At 66.4% G+C, this 17,980-nt stretch carries 1 protein-coding gene (only partly in view); it reads right to left on the bottom strand.

Going from position 1 to position 17,980, the window contains the following annotated elements:
- Positions 1–31: 31 nt before the first annotated feature.
- On the bottom strand, positions 32–17,980 hold the 3' portion of the coding sequence (locus tag N4264_RS14275; RefSeq protein WP_425508273.1) for an SDR family NAD(P)-dependent oxidoreductase. Its footprint extends 13,350 nt past the window's final position; 17,949 of the gene's 31,299 nt are visible here — the last part of the coding sequence; the start codon falls outside the window, past its right edge — the gene reads right to left on this strand; its stop codon occupies positions 32–34.

Raw genomic sequence — 17,980 nt, 5'->3', positions numbered from 1 at the left:
CCTGAGGCGTTCAGGAGGTGCGATATCGGTACTAGGGTTCGGCGAATTCAAAGGGATCGTCGACGGCGCTGAGGTCTAGCTGGTCGAGCATCGCCGGCACTTCTTCGGAATGCACGACGAGGGCTTCCTGGCCTACTCCGAGTGCTGCCGCACGGTCTTTGCTCAGCTTGACGAGTGCGACCTGGTCCAGTTGCCCGGCGAGCAGCCCCTCGAGTGCCTGCATGCCTTCCGCAGGCTCGATCGAACCCACGCCCTGCTGCGCCATCCGGGCCCGGTAGTCATCGGTGGCCACTACGCCCACGCTGCCCCAGTAACCCCAGTTCATCGTCTTGACCGCACACGACCAGCGCTGTCCCAGCTGCCGGGCAAAGGCATCCTTGAACGTGCAGCCGGCAGCGTAGTTGCTCTGGCCCGGCAGCTTGGAAAGGCTTTGCAGCGACGAGAAGAACAGCACGAAATCCAGTGGTTCCTCCGCGAACACCTGGGCCAGGCGCACGCTGACGTCGACCTTGGCCCGCAGGCTTTGCCGGAAGCGCGCCTCGTCCATCTGCAGGAGGCTCTGGTCCAGCAGCGCGATCGCCGCATGGACCACACCATGGATCTGCCCGTAGCGTCGCTTGATGGTCTCGTAGGCAGCCTGCAGCGAAACACGATCGGCCGCATCGGCCTGCAGGTACTGCGGCGCCGGGCCGAACGCCGCGAGCCGTTCGATCGTGCGGGCGATCCTTGCGTCCTGTGCGCGCCGGCCGATCCAGATCACCTGGGCGTCGTAGCGACGAATCAGGTGTTCGCTCCACACTTCGCCAATGCCGCCGGCACCGCCGATCACGACATACACACCGCCACGCCGGTACGCACTCGCCGTTGCCGGCGGTTGTTCGCACAGCAACAGCTGCTGCCGATACCACTCGCCGCCGCGGTAGACCCAGGCGTCGCCCTGCGGATCTGCCGGCAGCGACAGCCAGGCGTCCCGATGCAGATCCGCTTCAGTCGATTCCTCTGCCGGCACGTCCACCAGGCGGATCTTCCAGTGCGGGTACTCCTTGGCGAGTGAACCCACCATGCCGTGCACGCTACTGTGCGCCGGGTCGAGACGATCGCCGCGGCGAACCGCCTGCGCCTGCCGCGTCACGATGCTCATCGCCAGCGCCGAGCGTCCGTGGCCCAGCGACAACAGCGCCTTTACCAGCCGGAACAGACCGATCACGCCGACGGACTGGGCCTCGATCAGGTCCTCGTCGGTGCACTGTGGAGCGATCCACACCACATGGTCGATACCACCGAGCGTCGCGATCTGCCCGGCCAGCTCATCGATCGAGGTCGCCGCAGCCATGTTCAGGCAATACACCTGCGCATGACGTGCGCTCCAGGCCTGTTGCTGGCGTGGCGTCGCACCGATCAGCAACACCCGGCACTCGGGCGACGGCCATGGCGCGCCCACCGGCGGCCACTGCGGTTCCCAATGCGGCAGCAAGGTCAGCGCCTCGCGCGGCGATTCGTCCTCATCGGGACGATCGAGGCCAGTGCCAACGGGTGCAGCCTCCAGCACCCGGGCCCGGAAGCCCTGCAAACGCACACATACGGTGCCCGAGGCATCGCAGACATCGATATCGAGCGCCTGCATGCGGCTGCCCGCCACGGTCACGTCGCGGACCTGCACCCATGCTTCGGCCGGAATCGCCGCGTGCACTTCCAGTCGATCCAGTGCAAACGGCAGTGCCGCACCGGTACCGTCCTGGTTCCACAATCCCACCGAGGCCTGCAAGGCACTGTCGAGCAGGCCCGGATGCAACACATACGCATCGGCTGTTGCAGCCACGCTCACCGGCAGGCGCACCTGCGCCAGCACGCCGTTCACGCCGCGGCCAACCCAGCTCAGGCCCTGGTGCGCCGGACCGTAATCCAGGCCCATCGCGCGGAACCTCGCATAGCACGCTTCCGGGTCCAGCACGTCGACACAACCCGCACGCAGGCTCGCCAGGTCCAGCTGCTCCGACACCCGCGATGGCTCCTGCCACGACGCACGGCCCTGCGCATGCAGGCCCGACTCACTGGCGCCGCAGAACACCACGAACTCCGCTTCGTCCGTACCGGCCGGATACACCTCCAGCTGCACCTCGCAGCGCTCCGACACGCGCAACGGGCGCGTCCAGACCACGTCCCTGAGCACGTTCACACGCCGGCCGGCACTGTGTTCCACCGCCACCCGCGCCATCTCGAGGTAACAAACCCCCGGCAACACCGGTGATCCCTGCACGCGATGATCCCGCAGGAAGAACTCCTGGCCCGTGAACTCCGTGCTGAAACGCTGTGCCTGCAGATCCGAGCTGTTCCGGTGCACCAGCGGATGCAGGTGCGGGAACAAACTCGCCTCCTGCACCAACTCCGTCGTCTTCGGCCAGTAGCGTTGCCGCGCAAACGGATAGGTCGGCAACGACAGTGTGCGCGGTCGCACCGGCGCGTCGGCATAGAGCTTCTCCCAGTCGATCGGCAGGCCCTTCACCCACACGTCCAGCAGCTTGTCGTACTTGCCCTTCGTTACCCAGCCTTCCACGGTCGCGCGCAGATCAGCATCGATCGCGAACAGGGCCATGGCCTCGCGGTGCTTGCGCACCTCGCCCCGGTAACACTCCTCGATAGCGGCGTCGTCGGCCAGGTACTGCTGCAGCTTTGCGCGCAGCTCGGCCAGGGTCGTCACCAGCAGGCCCACGCGGTGGTCCATCGCTTCGCGGCCCACCTGCAGCGTGTAGGCCAGGCTGGCCAGCGAGGCGTCCTCCAGCGTCGCCGTGTGTGCCAGCAGTTGCTGCACGCGTTCGCGCAGCCGGTCATCGGTGCGTGCCGACACCACGATCAGCGCCGGCCGATCCGGCGTGAATGGCAAGGCCGGCGGTTCCGCGGGCGCTACGTACTCTTCGAGGATCAGGTGCGCATTCGATCCACCCGCCCCGAACGACGAGATGCCGGCGCGACGCGGCTGTTCCTGCAGCTGCCCATTCACCTCCAGCTGCGGTCGGTTCCAGGCCTGCAGCGTGCGCTGCACGCGGAACGGTGTCTGCTCGAACGGGATATTCGGATTCAGCGCCTCCGCATGCAGTGACGGCACCAGCTGGCCGTGCTTCATCTGCAGCAGCACCTTGGCCAGCGCGGCGATACCCGCGGCGCTTTCCAGGTGACCGATGTTCGACTTCGCCGACCCGATCGCGCAGTACTGGCGCTCTTCCGTGTGCGCCGCATAGGCCTGGGTCAGGCCCGCAATCTCGATGGGATCGCCCAGCGACGTGCCCGTACCGTGCGCTTCGACATAGCTGATCGTCCGCGCATCCACGCCGGCCTTGCGCAACGTTTCCGCGATCAACTGGGTCTGTGCCTGTGGATTGGGCACCGTGTAGCCGTTGGTCTTGCCGCCGTGATTGATGCTCGTGCCGCGGATCACGCCATAAATCCGGTCACCGGCTTCGATCGCCTGCGCCAGCGGCTTGAGCAGCACCGCACCGACGCCTTCGCCCGGCACGTAGCCGTCGCCGCCCCGACCGAAGCTCTCGCAGCGCCCCGTGCTCGAGGCGAACTGTCCGTGCGCCAGGATCAGGTACTTGTTCGGGTGCACCGAGACGTTTACACCACCGGCCAGTGCCGCTTCGCATTCCCCGTTCTGCAGGCTCTGGCAGGCCAGGTGCAGCGCCGTCAGCGAGCTGGAGCACATCGTGTCCACTGCCAGGCTCGGGCCCTGGAAGTTCAGGCAATACGACACCCGGTTGGCAATCGACGAGGCGCTACCGCTGAGCGGCGATTGCGTGCCGTACAGCTGGTACTCCTCGTACATCACGCCGACGAACACGCCGACACGCGCACCCTGCGGCTGTCCGCCGCGCAGGCGCTCCCGTGTGTAGCCCGCATCTTCCAGCGTCGCGTAGGCACACTGCAGGAACAACCGCTCCTGCGGATCCATGAACTCCGCTTCCCGCGGCGCGATATTGAAGAACAGCGGGTCGAACTCATCGACACCATCGATGAAGCCGCCCCACTTGCTGTAGGTCTTGCCCGGCACACCCTTCTGCGGATCGAAGTACGGGCGATGATCCCACCGTTCCGGCGGAATCTCGGTCACGCAGTCCCGGCCCTGGCTCAGGTTCGTCCAGTATTCCTCGACCGTTGCCGCCTGCGGATAGCGACCGCTCTGCCCCACGATGGCGATGGCCATGCCTTCGGTTTGCGGCATCGACAGTGGTTCAACCGCGCGTGTCCGCACCGGCCGAGCCTCGCGGGCGCGGGGCATCGGCTCACTGACCGACACCGCCGGTGTTGCGGCCACCGCACGCGTACGCGGCCGCAGCTGCGCCACCAGCGTCTCCCGGTGCCGCTCCAGGAAGTAGTCCGTCAACGCCGCCACGCTCTGGTATTCGAACAACAACGTCTTGGACAGCGGACCGAACACCGCTTCCAGTTCGTCCACCAGCTTCAGCGCCAGGATCGAGTCGATCCCGTAGCGCTCCAGGCCCTCGTCCGGCGCCATCCGGTCCGGCGACAGCTTCAGCGTTGCCGCCAGGCGGCGCGTCACATAGCGCACGGCCTGGTCACGCAGGGCTTCAGTGTCGTCCCCGTGGATATCGACCACGGGTGTCACATCCAGCGATGTGGCATTTGCCACGTTTGCGACGATGGATGCCGTTGCCGCATCCGCGGACCAGCCACGCCCCACCACCACGCCCACATGCGATTCACCGCTGTTCCATGCCGCATACAGCGCCGCAAGGCCCGCCGCGTTCTCCAGCGACTCCAGCCCCTCGCGCGCCATCCACGCCAGCGTCGCCGCTTCCGCCTGCATACCGCCCGAGCGCCACAGCGGCCAGCTCACCGACAGCGTCCGACCATGCGCTTCACCACGCATCACCCGCGCCTGGCGATCCTGCGCATAGCCGTCCAGATAGGCGTTCGCCAAGGCATAGTCGGCCTGGCCCACATTCCCCACCTGGCCCGACATCGACGAGAACAACACGAAGCAATCCAGCGCCAGGCCGGCCACCGCCCGGTCCAGGTTCACCACGCCGTTCACCTTCGGCGCCAGCACCGCCTGCAGCTCGGCCGCGGTCTTGTTCCGCACGAAGCTGTCGCGCAGCACCCCGGCCGCGTGCACCACGCCGTCCAGGCGGCCGTGCTCGGCGACGATCGCCCCGACGCAGGACTGCACCGCGCCCGCATCGCTCACATCCACGCGGCGGTAATCGATCCGACGCCCCTCGCCCTGCCAGGCCGCCAGCCGTTCCGCCCGCTGTGCATCGAGCGCACTGCGACCCAGCAACACCACGCGCGCGCCCGGCGCACGACGGGTGATCTCCTCGGCCAGCAGCAGCCCCAGGCCACCACCGCCACCACTCACCAGGTACACACCGTCCGCCTTCCACGGCAGCGACACAGTGCCCTCTGCGGTGGGCAACTCTTCCAGCACACACACCCGGCGCTCGCCGGCCACGTAGCGGATCTCCGCATCGCGGCGCACTGTCCGGTTCTCCGCCACCGCCCGCTCTATCGCCGCGACATCCGCCGTGGCCGGCAGGCCGATGACCTGGCCCACCACATCCGGGTTCTCGCGCTGCACGCTCTTGAGCAGGCCACTGAGCGCGAACGCCGCTTCGCTGCCCTGCGCGACCAGTACCTGCAGCAGCGCCTCGCGCGGGTGCTCGCGCAGCAGCTGCTGCACCTGCGACAACACCTGTTCTCCCCAGGCGTTCACCCGCGCCGCCGCGTCCGGCACGTCCGCCAACACGCTCCAGCGCACCTGTGGGTCGCGCTGGGCCAGTGCGGCGACATGGCCGGCGTAGGCCGGATCCACAATGACACCCTGCACACCGCCGGTGGCACCCGTACCGATGGCTGCCGGCTGCGCCTGCCAGCGCCGCGCCAGCAGCAGCGTCCGCGCCGGCACCGCCGGCTCCAGGCGCCGCAGTACCAATCCCGTCAGCTGCACACACACACGGCCGGACGCATCGCAGATCACCGCATCGAGCTTCTGCACGCGGCTGCCGGTTGGTGTCATATCCCGGACCTGCACCCATGCTTCGGCCGGAATCGCCGCGTGCACTTCCAGCCGATCCAGTGCAAACGGCAGTGCCGCACCGGTACCGTCCTGGTTCCACAGCGCCACCGAGGCCTGCAGCGCACTGTCGAGCAGGCCCGGATGCAGCACATACGCATCGGCTGTTGCAGCCACGCTCACCGGCAGGCGCACCTGCGCCAGCACGCCGTTCGCGCCGCGGCCAACCCAGCGCAGGCCCTGGTGCGCCGGACCGTAATCCAGGCCCATCGCGCGGAACCTCGCATAGCACGCTTCCGGGTCCAGCACGTCGACACAACCCGCACGCAGGCTCGCCAGGTCCAGCTGCTCCGACACACGCGATGGCTCCTGCCACGACGCACGGCCCTGCGCGTGCAGGCCCGACTCGCTGTCGCCGCAGAACACCACGAACTCCGCTTCGTCCGTACCGGCCGGATACACCTCCAGCTGCACCTCGCAGCGCTCCGACACGCGCAACGGGCGCGTCCAGACCACGTCCCTGAGCACGTTCACACGCCGGCCGGCACTGTGTTCCACCGCCACCCGCGCCATCTCGAGGTAACAAACCCCCGGCAGCACCGGTGATCCCTGCACGCGATGATCCCGCAGGAAGAACTCCTGGCCCGTGAACTCCGTGCTGAAACGCTGTGCCTGCAGATCCGAGCTGTTCCGGTGCACCAGCGGATGCAGCGGCGAGGACGTACCCGCCTGCGGTGCGAATCCCTGTTCCGGCTGGACCCAATAGCGTTCGCGCGCAAACGGGTACGTCGGCAGCGATATCCGGCGCGGACGCTGCGCCGAACTGGCATACAGCACCTCCCAGTCGAACGACAAACCCCGCACCCACAGGTCCAGCAGCTTGGTGTACTTGCCCTTCGCCACCCAGCCTTCCACCGTCGAGCGCAGGTCATCGTCCGCGTCAAACAGCGACGCCGCATCCCGGCCCTTCTTCACTTCACCCGCGTAGCAACCGGCAATATCACCTTCGCCAGCCAGATACCGCGTCAGCTTCTCGCGCAGCTCGGCCAGCGTCGTCACCAGCAGACCCAGCCGGTGGTTCATCGCCTCACGGCCCACCTGCAGCGTGTACGCCACGTCACGTAGCGCGACGTCGTCCTCCAGGGCCGACAGCAGCTGCGCGGCCTGTTCGCGTAGCTGCTGCGGCGTTCTCGCGGATATCGCCACGAGTGCGGGGCGATCGAGCGTAGCCGCGATTTCATCCGCACCCTTGTCCTGCCGATACGCTTCCAGCACGACGTGCGCATTTGAACCGCCCACGCCGAAACTGCTCACGCCGGCGCGCAGCGGAACGGGTTGGCGCCTGTCATCCAGGCATTCTTCCCACGCATGCGTCTCAGCAGCCAGATAGAACGACGACGCGTCCAGCTTCAGGAAGCGATTGGGCTGCTTGAGGTGGACATTCCCGGGAATGGTGCGGTGCTTCATCATCAGCAGCACCTTGATGAACCCGGCAATACCGGATGCAGATTCCAGGTGCGCGACGTTCGTCTTTATCGAACCGACCGCGCAGCGCGCAGCGTCTTCGGCAGCGCCACCCTGTTTCGAACGCAGCTCGGAGAATGCCGCTCCCAGCGCACTCAGCTCGACCGGGTCGCCCAGCAGCGTTCCGGTGCCGTGGGCCTCGACATAGCCTACGGTACGCACATCTACGCGGGCTTCGGTGTGGGCCGCAACGATCACCTCCTTCTGTGCCAGCGCATTTGGCGCCGTAGGAGACGTTGCCTTGCCGCCATGATTCTCGGCGCTGCCACGAATGAGTCCGTAGATATGGTCGCCATCGACACGCGCTTTCGACAGCGGCTTGAGCAGCACGGCCGCGACGCCTTCGCCGCGGCCATAGCCATCGGCCGCTTCATCGAAGGTCTTGCAGCGTCCATCGGGGCTCAGCATGCCTGCGACACTCAAGCTGACCGTGACGCTGGGGCTGGCGATGATGTTGACGCCACCGGCAAGCGCCAGGTCGCACTCGCCCGACCGCAGGCTGCGTACCGCACGATGAATGGCGACCAGCGAGCTCGAACACGCCGTGTCGATCGCTTCGCTGGGACCGCGCACGTCAAGAAGATAGGACACGCGATTGGCGATCATGAACGGGAACGACATCTCGCTCTCGGCGGGCCGTTGTGCGCGCAGTAGCTGACACAACTCGGCGTATCCGGAGATGGACACCCCGACGTAGACGCCCGTCTGAGATCCCGCAATAGCACCGGGCCGATAACCCGCATCTTCGAGGCAGGCCCAGGCCGTCTCGATGAACAAGCGTTGCGCCGGGTCCATCACCTCGGCTTCGCGCGGCGAGATCCCGAAGAACAGGGGATCAAACTGATCAACGCCGGCCATGTAGCCGCCCGGCTTGAGGTGGTCCCGGTATTCCGCGGAACCAGCGCCTGCCTCCGCTGCGCGCGTCCACGCCTCCCATCGATCAACCGGCGCAGGACTGACGAGGTCGTTCATGGCGGAAACGTGCCGCCACAGTTCATCGACACTCGCGGCTCCAGGGAACCGACCGCTCATGCCAATGATCGCGATCGGTTCCGCCGGAGCGACGCCGGGAACTGTGCCGCTATAGCGATCCCTCACAACGGGAGCGCTCGGGGGAACCTGCGCGGGTGTGTGCTGCCGCAGCACTTCCAGTCGTGGGGACTGCGCTGAAGAAGACCGTGGTTCTGCGCGACCCTCCAACGTCTGCCGCAGCGACGCCCCGTGATGTCTCAGCAAATAGCGCGCGAGACTGGCGACGTTGGCATTTTCGAAGAACACCGTCGGGCTCAGCTCGATGGCCAGTTCGCGGCCGAGCACGCTCGTAAATTCGAGCATCGCAATCGAATCGAAGCCATACCGGGACAATTCCACCTCCGGGGACAACGCGTGTACTTCCATCTTCAGCAGGCGCGCAAGCGACTCCGTCAGCGCGGCGACGACGCGCTCCTCCCTATTCCCCACCCTATCTCCATCCTTGAAAGGATGAGGCGAACCGCTGGCTGATGAATGGACCGTGCCCGGAGCGGCGCCAGCCTCCGATGCAGCGCCAACGGGCTCCGACCCCAGAATGCGTCCGCGAATCTTCCCGACGTCACCGTAGGCAACGAGCACCTGCGCCTTGCGCTGCAGAATGGCAGCACCCAGCGCATCCAGGCCCGTCGCCGCATCCATTGGCCGAAGCCCAGCCTGGAGCCACATTGCGCTGGCCGCCGCAGCGCTGACCGCCATGCCGCCGTCCTTCCACAACGGCCAGTTGATCGATACCGTGTGTCCGTGGCGCTCCCCGCGCAGAACGCGTTCGTTGCGATCGTGCGCGAATGCATCCATGAACGCATTCGCGCCGGCATACGCTGCCTGACCCGCATTTCCCGCCACGGCCGATAGCGACGAGAACAGTACGAACAGTTGCAGCGGCAGGTTCCGCGTCGCCTCGTCCAGTGCGACTGTTCCGCGAATCTTCGGCGCCATCACCTGCAGAAGGTCATCGCGTTGCACGTGCGCGAGGTAGGCGTCGCGGATCAGGCCGGCACAATGGAACACCGCAACCAGGTTGCCGTGCACCGTCTGCACGTCATTCACGACCGAAGTGAGCCGTGACACGTCGGTCACGTCGCAGCAGACATAGGAAACGTCCAGCCCCTCCCGGCGCAACGCATTCACCGCGCCGCGCTCGCGCTCGCCCAGGTCGGAGCGGCCTGCCAGTACCAGCTTGATGCCAGGCACTGCCTTGAAGCCACGGGCGACGATCTGTGCGAGTGCGCCGAGGCCGCCCGTGATCAGCACGGTGCCACCGGAAAGACCGAACCCCGGCTCGTGGACGCCAACCGCCGGCGGACTCTCGCGCCAGCCGATGACCTCGCGCTCACCTGCGGTGTAGCGGATCTCCACATCCCCCCGCGTGGAGCGAAGCTCCGACCGCGCAATTTGCAGCAGCCGTGCCGGATCGGCGCGCTCATCGGCTCCGAAACGGACGATCCGGCAGGCAAGTCGTGCCTGCTCCTTCTGTGCGCTGCGGAGGATGCCAGCCAGCGGCGCGTACACCCGTGACGGTTGCTCGTCGCTGACCAGCACGCACAGGCCACGTGCGTGCTGCACCGGGCTGCGTATCACCTCCCGCAGTACATCGAGCAGCGCGAGCGCTACCTCTTCAGCAGCCTGTCCCGCATTCGCATGCCCGGCCGGAAGCTGCACGACCGGTTCGCCTTCCGTACAAGCGGCCAGTGCCTCGTACAGCGTGGTGCTGTCGTCGAGCAGCACGAACACCGTCGAATCGGGAGTCTCTGCATCGCGCGCTTCGGTCAACGGCTCGCGTGCACGGAACGGCGTCGCGAGGACCAGTCCATTCTCCGGCCCGCCCGCAGACGACGCGAGCGACAACCCTCGGAACGCCATCACACAGCTACCACCGTCATCCACCATGTCGATATCAAAGACCCGCGCCAATCCGGGCTTCCCCTCGCGCAGGCGAACGTAGGCATCGCACGCTGGCGGCAATGCGCCATAGATCCACACCGCGTCGAGCGCGGCGGGGACCCGTAGCGCATTCTCTCCGCCATCCAGCACGACGCCGAATCCGACGGCGGCCATGATGGCGCCGTGCGCCATGCTCGGATGCAGCACGTAATCTGCGCAGGATCCCGCCGCTTCCGGCAGTCGCAGCCGCGCGAGCGCCTCGGTGTCGTTGTGCACCAGGTGCTCGATCGCGCGCATACGCGTACCGTGCGCCTGCACCAGCGCCCGTCCGCCGACCGCGTCGCCGTCAACGCGGAATGGGCATCGGGAACGCACATCATCCAGATCCACAACCGGAACGGTCGGCCTGCTCGTCGTCTCGCCGGCGTGCAAGGTGCCGCGGGCGTGAACATGCCCGGCAGGCGCGCCGGACCCGGATGCGCCTACAGCGATCTCAAAGTCCGGTTCGCGCGCGTCGCCTGTCAATCGGATGTCCATCGTGCGGGAACCCGTTGATACCGTCACGGGCGCCGACCAGGCCACCCGGGAGATACCGACGACATCTGCGTTCGCATTCGCGGCGCCCGCCGCTCTCGCCATTTCGAGGGAAACCACCGCCGGCAGCACATTGCCGTGATCTTCGAGGAAGAACTGCGCGCTCGACAGCGCGCAGCTGAACGACGGGGATGCCAGTACCGTCTCATGCGCGCTCGCGCCGGCGCCGCCGGCCGGCCCGGCGGCGACAAATGCCAGCCCGCGGAACGCCACGCACACCGCGCCCGTGTCGTCGCAGATATCGATGTCCAGCGTCGTGACTCTGTCGCCGCGTACCGGCGGCTTCGCGTGACGTACCCACGCCCATGCCTCACGGGGGCACGCCGCATACATCACGAATTCGTCGAGTCCGAACGGCAGCGTCGGCGTAAGCGTTTCAGCAGAATCCAACCTGGTCATGTCACCCGCGACAATCGCGACACCGGCCTGGAGCGCGCTATCGAGCACGGCCGGATGAAGTATCGCTTCCGCACCACACAGTGCCCCGTGCTGCGGCAGGCTCAATCGCGCGAGCCCTTCATCGGCGCCGCGATACACGGCGACGAGGGCTTGATACGCCGGACCGTGCTGCACGCCGGTTGACCGCAGCGCGGCGTAGCACTGTGCGCCCGTAGCCAGCTCACCCGTCATGCGGGCCTGCAGCGCGTCGAGATCGAGTGCAGGCGGCGCGGCGAGCGCGGCGCACTGTACACGTCCCTGTGCGTGGAGCACGCATTCTTCGCCAGCAGGGCCGGCAACGATGCGGAACGTCGCGTCGTCACTCACTGCTCCGGCAAGCACAACCCGAACAGCACTGCATGCCTCGCCGGCCACCGGCCGCACCCAGGATACGTGCCGCATGCGCAGATGCGCCTGTTCAGGCTGCAAAGTTCGCATCACGGCGGCGCGCGCCAATTCCAGCTGCGCGACGGCCGGAAGAATCGCGACGCCGTTTACCCGGTGGTCCTCGGGAACGAAAACGCTGCTGTCGAACGCCGCTGCGCCGGAATCGCGGTCAGATGCGGGACTGCGGCGGCTTTTCGCCAGGTCGGGCCAATGTCGCACGCGGTCGAAGGGATACGCGGGCAGCGAGAGGCGGCGCCGCGTTCTGCCGGCGAACACTGAACCGGTTTCGTACAGACGCTGCCAGTCGAGCGACACACCGTTGGTCCAGAGCTTCAGCACATCCGTGTTGCGGCCGCTTCCGATCCAGCCCTCCATCAGTGCCTGCGTCGCGTCGTCCTGATTGAGGACGGCGGTCAGCTCCCGATTCTTGTCCGCCTCGCCGCGGAAGATCGCGCCGTCGTCGCGCGAACCCGCTTCCAGAATTCGTGCCAGCGTGCGTCGCACCTCGTCCATCGATCCTGCGACGAAAGCGAGCCTGTGCTCCATGGCTTCACGGCCAGTCTGCAACGTGTAGGCGAGCGCATCGAGGTCCTGGTCGGTGTAGCGCCGGGTCTCGATATGCCGCAGCAGCTGCCGCGATCGTGCCTCCAGAGCGCTCGCGCTCCTTGCCGACAGCAGGATCATCGCGGACGCGGGCGCGGCGGCGTCCACGTCGCTGCGATGCTGCGCAGAACCGCGATACTCCTCCACAATGACATGTGCGTTTACGCCACCAAATCCGAATGAACTGACGCCAGCGATTCGCGGCAGCTCGTTGCCGCGGTCGTCCATGCGGGCAACCCAGGGCCTGCGTTCATCGACGATGTAGAACGGACTGCCGTCGAGCTGGATATGCGGATTGATCGCATCGAAATTCAGGCTTCGCGCCAGTGTCCTGTGCCTGAGCTGCAGCAGGACCTTGATCACGCCCGCGACGCCGGCTGCCAGTTCCGCATGACCGATGTTGGTCTTGACCGAGCCGATGCCGCACACAGCCTGGCCCACTGATGCGAACCCTTCGTTCGATTCCTTGAACGCCATCTTGAGGGCATGGATCTCGATGGGATCACCGAGCGCCGTACCGGTCCCGTGGGCCTCGATATAGGTGATCTCGCCCGGCTTGACCCCCGCATCCGCGAGTGCAGCCTTTACGACGTCCGCTTGCGCGCGCGGATTTGGCGCAGTGAGCGAACCCACGCGCCCGCCATGGTTGATCCCCGCTCCGCGAATCAACGCGTAAACGGAATCGCCGTCGCGTTCCGCTGCGGAGAGCGTCTTGAGCAGCAGCATGCCGACGCCTTCCGCGCGTACATACCCGTCCGCGTCGTGCGAAAACGTCTTGCAGCGGCCATCATCCGCCAGCATGCCGGCCTTGTTGAAGCTGATGTGCGCCCACGGGCTCACGATCGTGTTGACGCCACCGGCCAGTGCCAGCTCGGCATCACCACGGCGCAGGGCTTCCACTGCACGCTGGATTGCCACCAGTGAGCTCGAGCAGGCAGTTTCGACCGGTTCGCTGGGGCCATGCCAGTCGAACAGGAAGCTGAGGCGTGCCGGGCCGATGGACGAGACGGCGCCGGTCGCACTGTACGACTCGATCGCAACGCCCATTTCCGCGAGCAGTCTTCCGTATCCGGTGTCGTCGGTTCCGACGAACACCCCGGCGCGCATGCCGCGCAGACTCCGGGGTGAATAGCCCGCATCCTCGATCGCGTTCCACGCATGTGTCAGCAGAAGCCGTTGCTGCGGGTCCATCAGCTCCGCTTCGCGTGGCGATATGCCGAAGAACAGCGAATCGAATTCGTCTACACCGTCAACGAAACCGCCCCATTTCACGTTCGTCCGGTTCGGCTCGGCCAGGGGGTCACCCCAGAGCGCTCTCCAGTCCCAGCGCGACGACGGGATTTCCGTGATGCACTGCGTGCCGGAATCAAGAACGTTCCAGAACGTGTCGAGATCAGCGGCGCCGGGGAACGCACAGCTGACGCCGATGATCGCGATCGGCTCGTGCCTGCGCACCGCCTGGGCTTCCGCCTCGGTGTTCTCCGTGCCCGCCCGTGAAATCCGGTGGGTGACCGCGCGCGCGACGGATCGCGCTGGCCCGATGACTGGAGCGACCTCCGTCGGAGACGCATCGATTCCGAACACCTTCGACAATGCCGGACCGTGCTCACTGACCAGGTGGTTGATGTATTGCTCGACGGTCGGAAATTCAAAGAACGCCGTGGGGCTCAGCGCGAGACCGAAGCGCTCGTTCAGCGCATTGCACAGGTCGACGAAACTGATCGAGTCGAAGCCGAGTTCCTGGAAGGCGGCATCCTGGTCGATATCAGTGATGCTCAGGCGCAGGTACTTTGCGATCGCACCACGGACCGCCGTATCTACCTTTGCCCCGAGGTCGTTGGCGACAGCGACAGCTACAGGTACGTCGCTCGCGGCACGCGTGCTTTCCTCGCGTCTGATCGGCATGAGCACCTGCACGGCGTCACTCGTCACCCCGGGGCGCCGGCCTTGCAGGCGCTGCCGGATCACACCGTCACTGACGGCGAACAGAACCGGCTTTTCCAGGCCTGTACCCGCATCCGGCGTCACAACCGGAGTGAATCCTTCCTCAGCGAGAATCTGCCCCCATGTCTGTGCAGGGAGTGACGGCGATGTGGCAACGGTCAACACGAGCAGGCCGTTGGCCTTCAAGGCACCCTTGGCATGACGCAGCGCGTGGCGAATGTTCTGCGTGGCGTGAAGGCTCGTTGCAATGAGCACATCGTAGGCAGCAACCGCGATTCCCTGCAGATCAAGCGCTCGCTCGAGGTCCGCTACGCGGTGGGTCGCGTAGGGTGCAAGGGCGGCATGCTCATGCCTGGCCCGATCGACGAGTCCCGCGGAACTATCGGTACACGTATACTCCACCACCGCCAGCCGGGCTTGCGCGATGTGTTCGAAAACTTTCCCGCTGGTTGCGCCCGCGCCTGCACCGATTTCCAGCAGTCGGAAAGCAGTAGGCCCCAGGCTTTCGCATTGTCTGCGCAGAAACCCGACAACGGCGTTCGCAATGACATGGCAAATATCTTCTGCAGCCGTGTTGCCCGCCGGTGCGCGCGGGCCGATCGCGCGCAGCAATGATTCTTCGCCGAGTGCCGTAAGATCGCTCTGCGACTGGATGATGCGCTCGGTCACACCGTTCACGACGGATACGGCCCCTGGCTTGTCGATCGCCACGTAGGCGAGTTGCTCCGAGCGGTGGCGCATCAGTCCTTCAAGCGCCCGCATGGCTTCCGCAGGCTCGATCGAACCCACGCCCTGCTGTGCCATCCGGGCCCGGTAGTCATCGGTGGCCACTACGCCCACGCTGCCCCAGTAACCCCAGTTCATCGTCTTGACCGCACACGACCAGCGCTGTCCCAGCTGCCGGGCAAAGGCATCCTTGAACGTGCAGCCGGCCGCGTAGTTGCTCTGGCCCGGCAGCTTGGAAAGGCTTTGCAGCGACGAGAAGAACAGCACGAAATCCAGTGGTTCTTCCGCGAACACCTGGGCCAGGCGCACGCTGACGTCGACCTTGGCCCGCAGGCTTTGCCGGAAGCGCGCCTCGTCCATCTGCAGGAGGCTCTGGTCCAGCAGCGCGATCGCTGCATGAACCACACCGTGGATTTGCCCGTAGCGTCGCTTGATGGTTTCGTAGGCAGCCTGCAGCGAAACACGATCGGCCGCATCGGCCTGCAGATACTGCGGCGCCGGGCCGAACGCCGCGAGCCGTTCGATCGTGCGGGCGATCCTTGCGTCCTGTGCGCGCCGGCCGATCCAGATCACCTGGGCGTCGTAGCGACGAATCAGGTGTTCGCTCCACACTTCGCCAATGCCGCCGGCACCGCCGATCACGACATACACACCGCCACGCCGGTACGCACTCGCCGTTGCCGGCGGTTGTTCGCACAGCAACAGCTGCTGCCGATACCACTCGCCGCCGCGGTAGACCCAGGCGTCGCCCTGCGGATCTGCCGGCAGCGACAGCCAGGCGTCCCGATGCAGATCCGCTTCAGTCGATTCCTCTGCCGGCACGTCCACCAGGCGGATCTTCCAGTGCGGGTACTCCTTGGCGAGTGAACCCACCATGCCGTGCACGCTACTGTGCGCCGGGTCGAGACGATCGCCGCGGCGAACCGCCTGCGCCTGCCGCGTCACGATGCTCATCGCCAGCGCCGAGCGGCCGTGGCCCAGCGACAACAGCGCCTTTACCAGCCGGAACAGACCGATCACGCCGACGGACTGGGCCTCGATCAGGTCCTCGTCGGTGCACTGCGGAGCGATCCACACCACATGGTCGATACCACCAAGCGTCGCGATCTGCCCGGCCAGCTCATCGATCAAGGTCGCCGCAGCCATGTTCAGGCAATGCACCTGCGCATGACGTGCGCTCCAGGCCTGTTGCTGGCGTGGCGTCGCACCGATCAGCAACACCCGGCACTCGGGCGACGGCCATGGCGCGCCCACCGGCGGCCACTGCGGTTCCCAATGCGGCAGCAAGGTCAGCGCCTCGCGCGGCGATTCGTCCTCGTCGGGACGATCGAGGCCAGTGCCAACGGGTGCAGCCTCCAGCACCCGGGCCCGGAAGCCCTGCAAACGCACACACACGGTGCCCGAGGCATCGCAGACATCGATATCGAGCGCCTGCATGCGGCTGCCCGCCACGGTCACGTCGCGGACCTGCACCCATGCTTCGGCCGGAATCGCCGCGTGCACTTCCAGTCGATCCAGTGCAAACGGCAGTGCCGCACCGGTACCGTCCTGGTTCCACAATCCCACCGAGGCCTGCAAGGCACTGTCGAGCAGGCCCGGATGCAACACATACGCACCGGCTGTCGCAGCCACGCTCACCGGCAGGCGCACCTGCGCCAGCACGCCGTTCACGCCGCGGCCAACCCAGCTCAGGCCCTGGTGCGCCGGACCGTAATCCAGGCCCATCGCGCGGAACCTCGCATAGCACGCTTCCGGGTCCAGCACGTCGACACAACCCGCACGCAGGCTCGCCAGGTCCAGCTGCTCCGACACCCGCGATGGCTCCTGCCACGACGCACGGCCCTGCGCATGCAGGCCCGACTCGCTGTCGCCGCAGAACACCACGAACTCCGCTTCGTCCGTACCGGCCGGATACACCTCCAGCTGCACCTCGCAGCGCTCCGACACGCGCAACGGGCGCGTCCAGACCACGTCCCTGAGCACGTTCACACGCCGGCCGGCACTGTGTTCCACCGCCACCCGCGCCATCTCGAGGTAACAAACCCCCGGCAACACCGGTGATCCCTGCACGCGATGATCCCGCAGGAAGAACTCCTGGCCCGTGAACCCCGTGCTGAAACGCTGTGCCTGCAGATCCGAGCTGTTCCGGTGCACCAGCGGGTGCAGCTGCGACGTGGCGCCCGCCTCCGCGGCGAATCCTTCCTCCGCCTGCACCCAGTAGCGTTCGCGCGCAAACGGGTACGTCGGCAGCGACAGCAGTTGCCGTGCTCCCGGGGAGAACAGCGCTTCAGCATCCAGGGTATAGCCCTGGCAGTACCAACGGGCGAGTTCTTCCAGGGACGCCCGATGAGCCCGCGCATCGTCTGCCTGCGACGCAAGCGCCGCGATCAGTCGCGCGACCTGCGCGGCGTTTGCACTTTCCTTCAAGAATCCCTTTGAAACCTTGCCGCGTCGAACGGCAGGCGAAACGTCGCCGGCACTGATTGCGGACAGCACCTCAATTGCCTGCGACACATCCGTTGCGACAAACGCAAGGCGGACAGGGAAATGCGGCCGGCGCGAAAGCAGCGTGTAGCTCAGAGCGGTCATCTGCTCCGGTGTCCACTCGCCGCGGTGCTGCAGTAGCAGGTTCCGAAGGTCCACCGCGCGATTCTGTAAAGCCTGTTCGGTCTTGGCGGAAAGCGGGACCAGGATATTCGGCACGTGCGTTGGCGTGGTCGCCGCATGGGCGTTTGAGAATGCACGCAGGACAACGTGCGCATTGGTGCCGCTCATGCCGAATGCGCTCACGGCAGCGAAACGCTGCCTGCCCGCGTCATCCGG

This window comes from Tahibacter amnicola (genome assembly GCF_025398735.1).
Lineage (GTDB): Bacteria > Pseudomonadota > Gammaproteobacteria > Xanthomonadales > Rhodanobacteraceae > Tahibacter > Tahibacter amnicola.
Note: the sequence above shows the minus strand (reverse complement) of the source record. Positions and strands in the feature narration are given on the sequence as shown.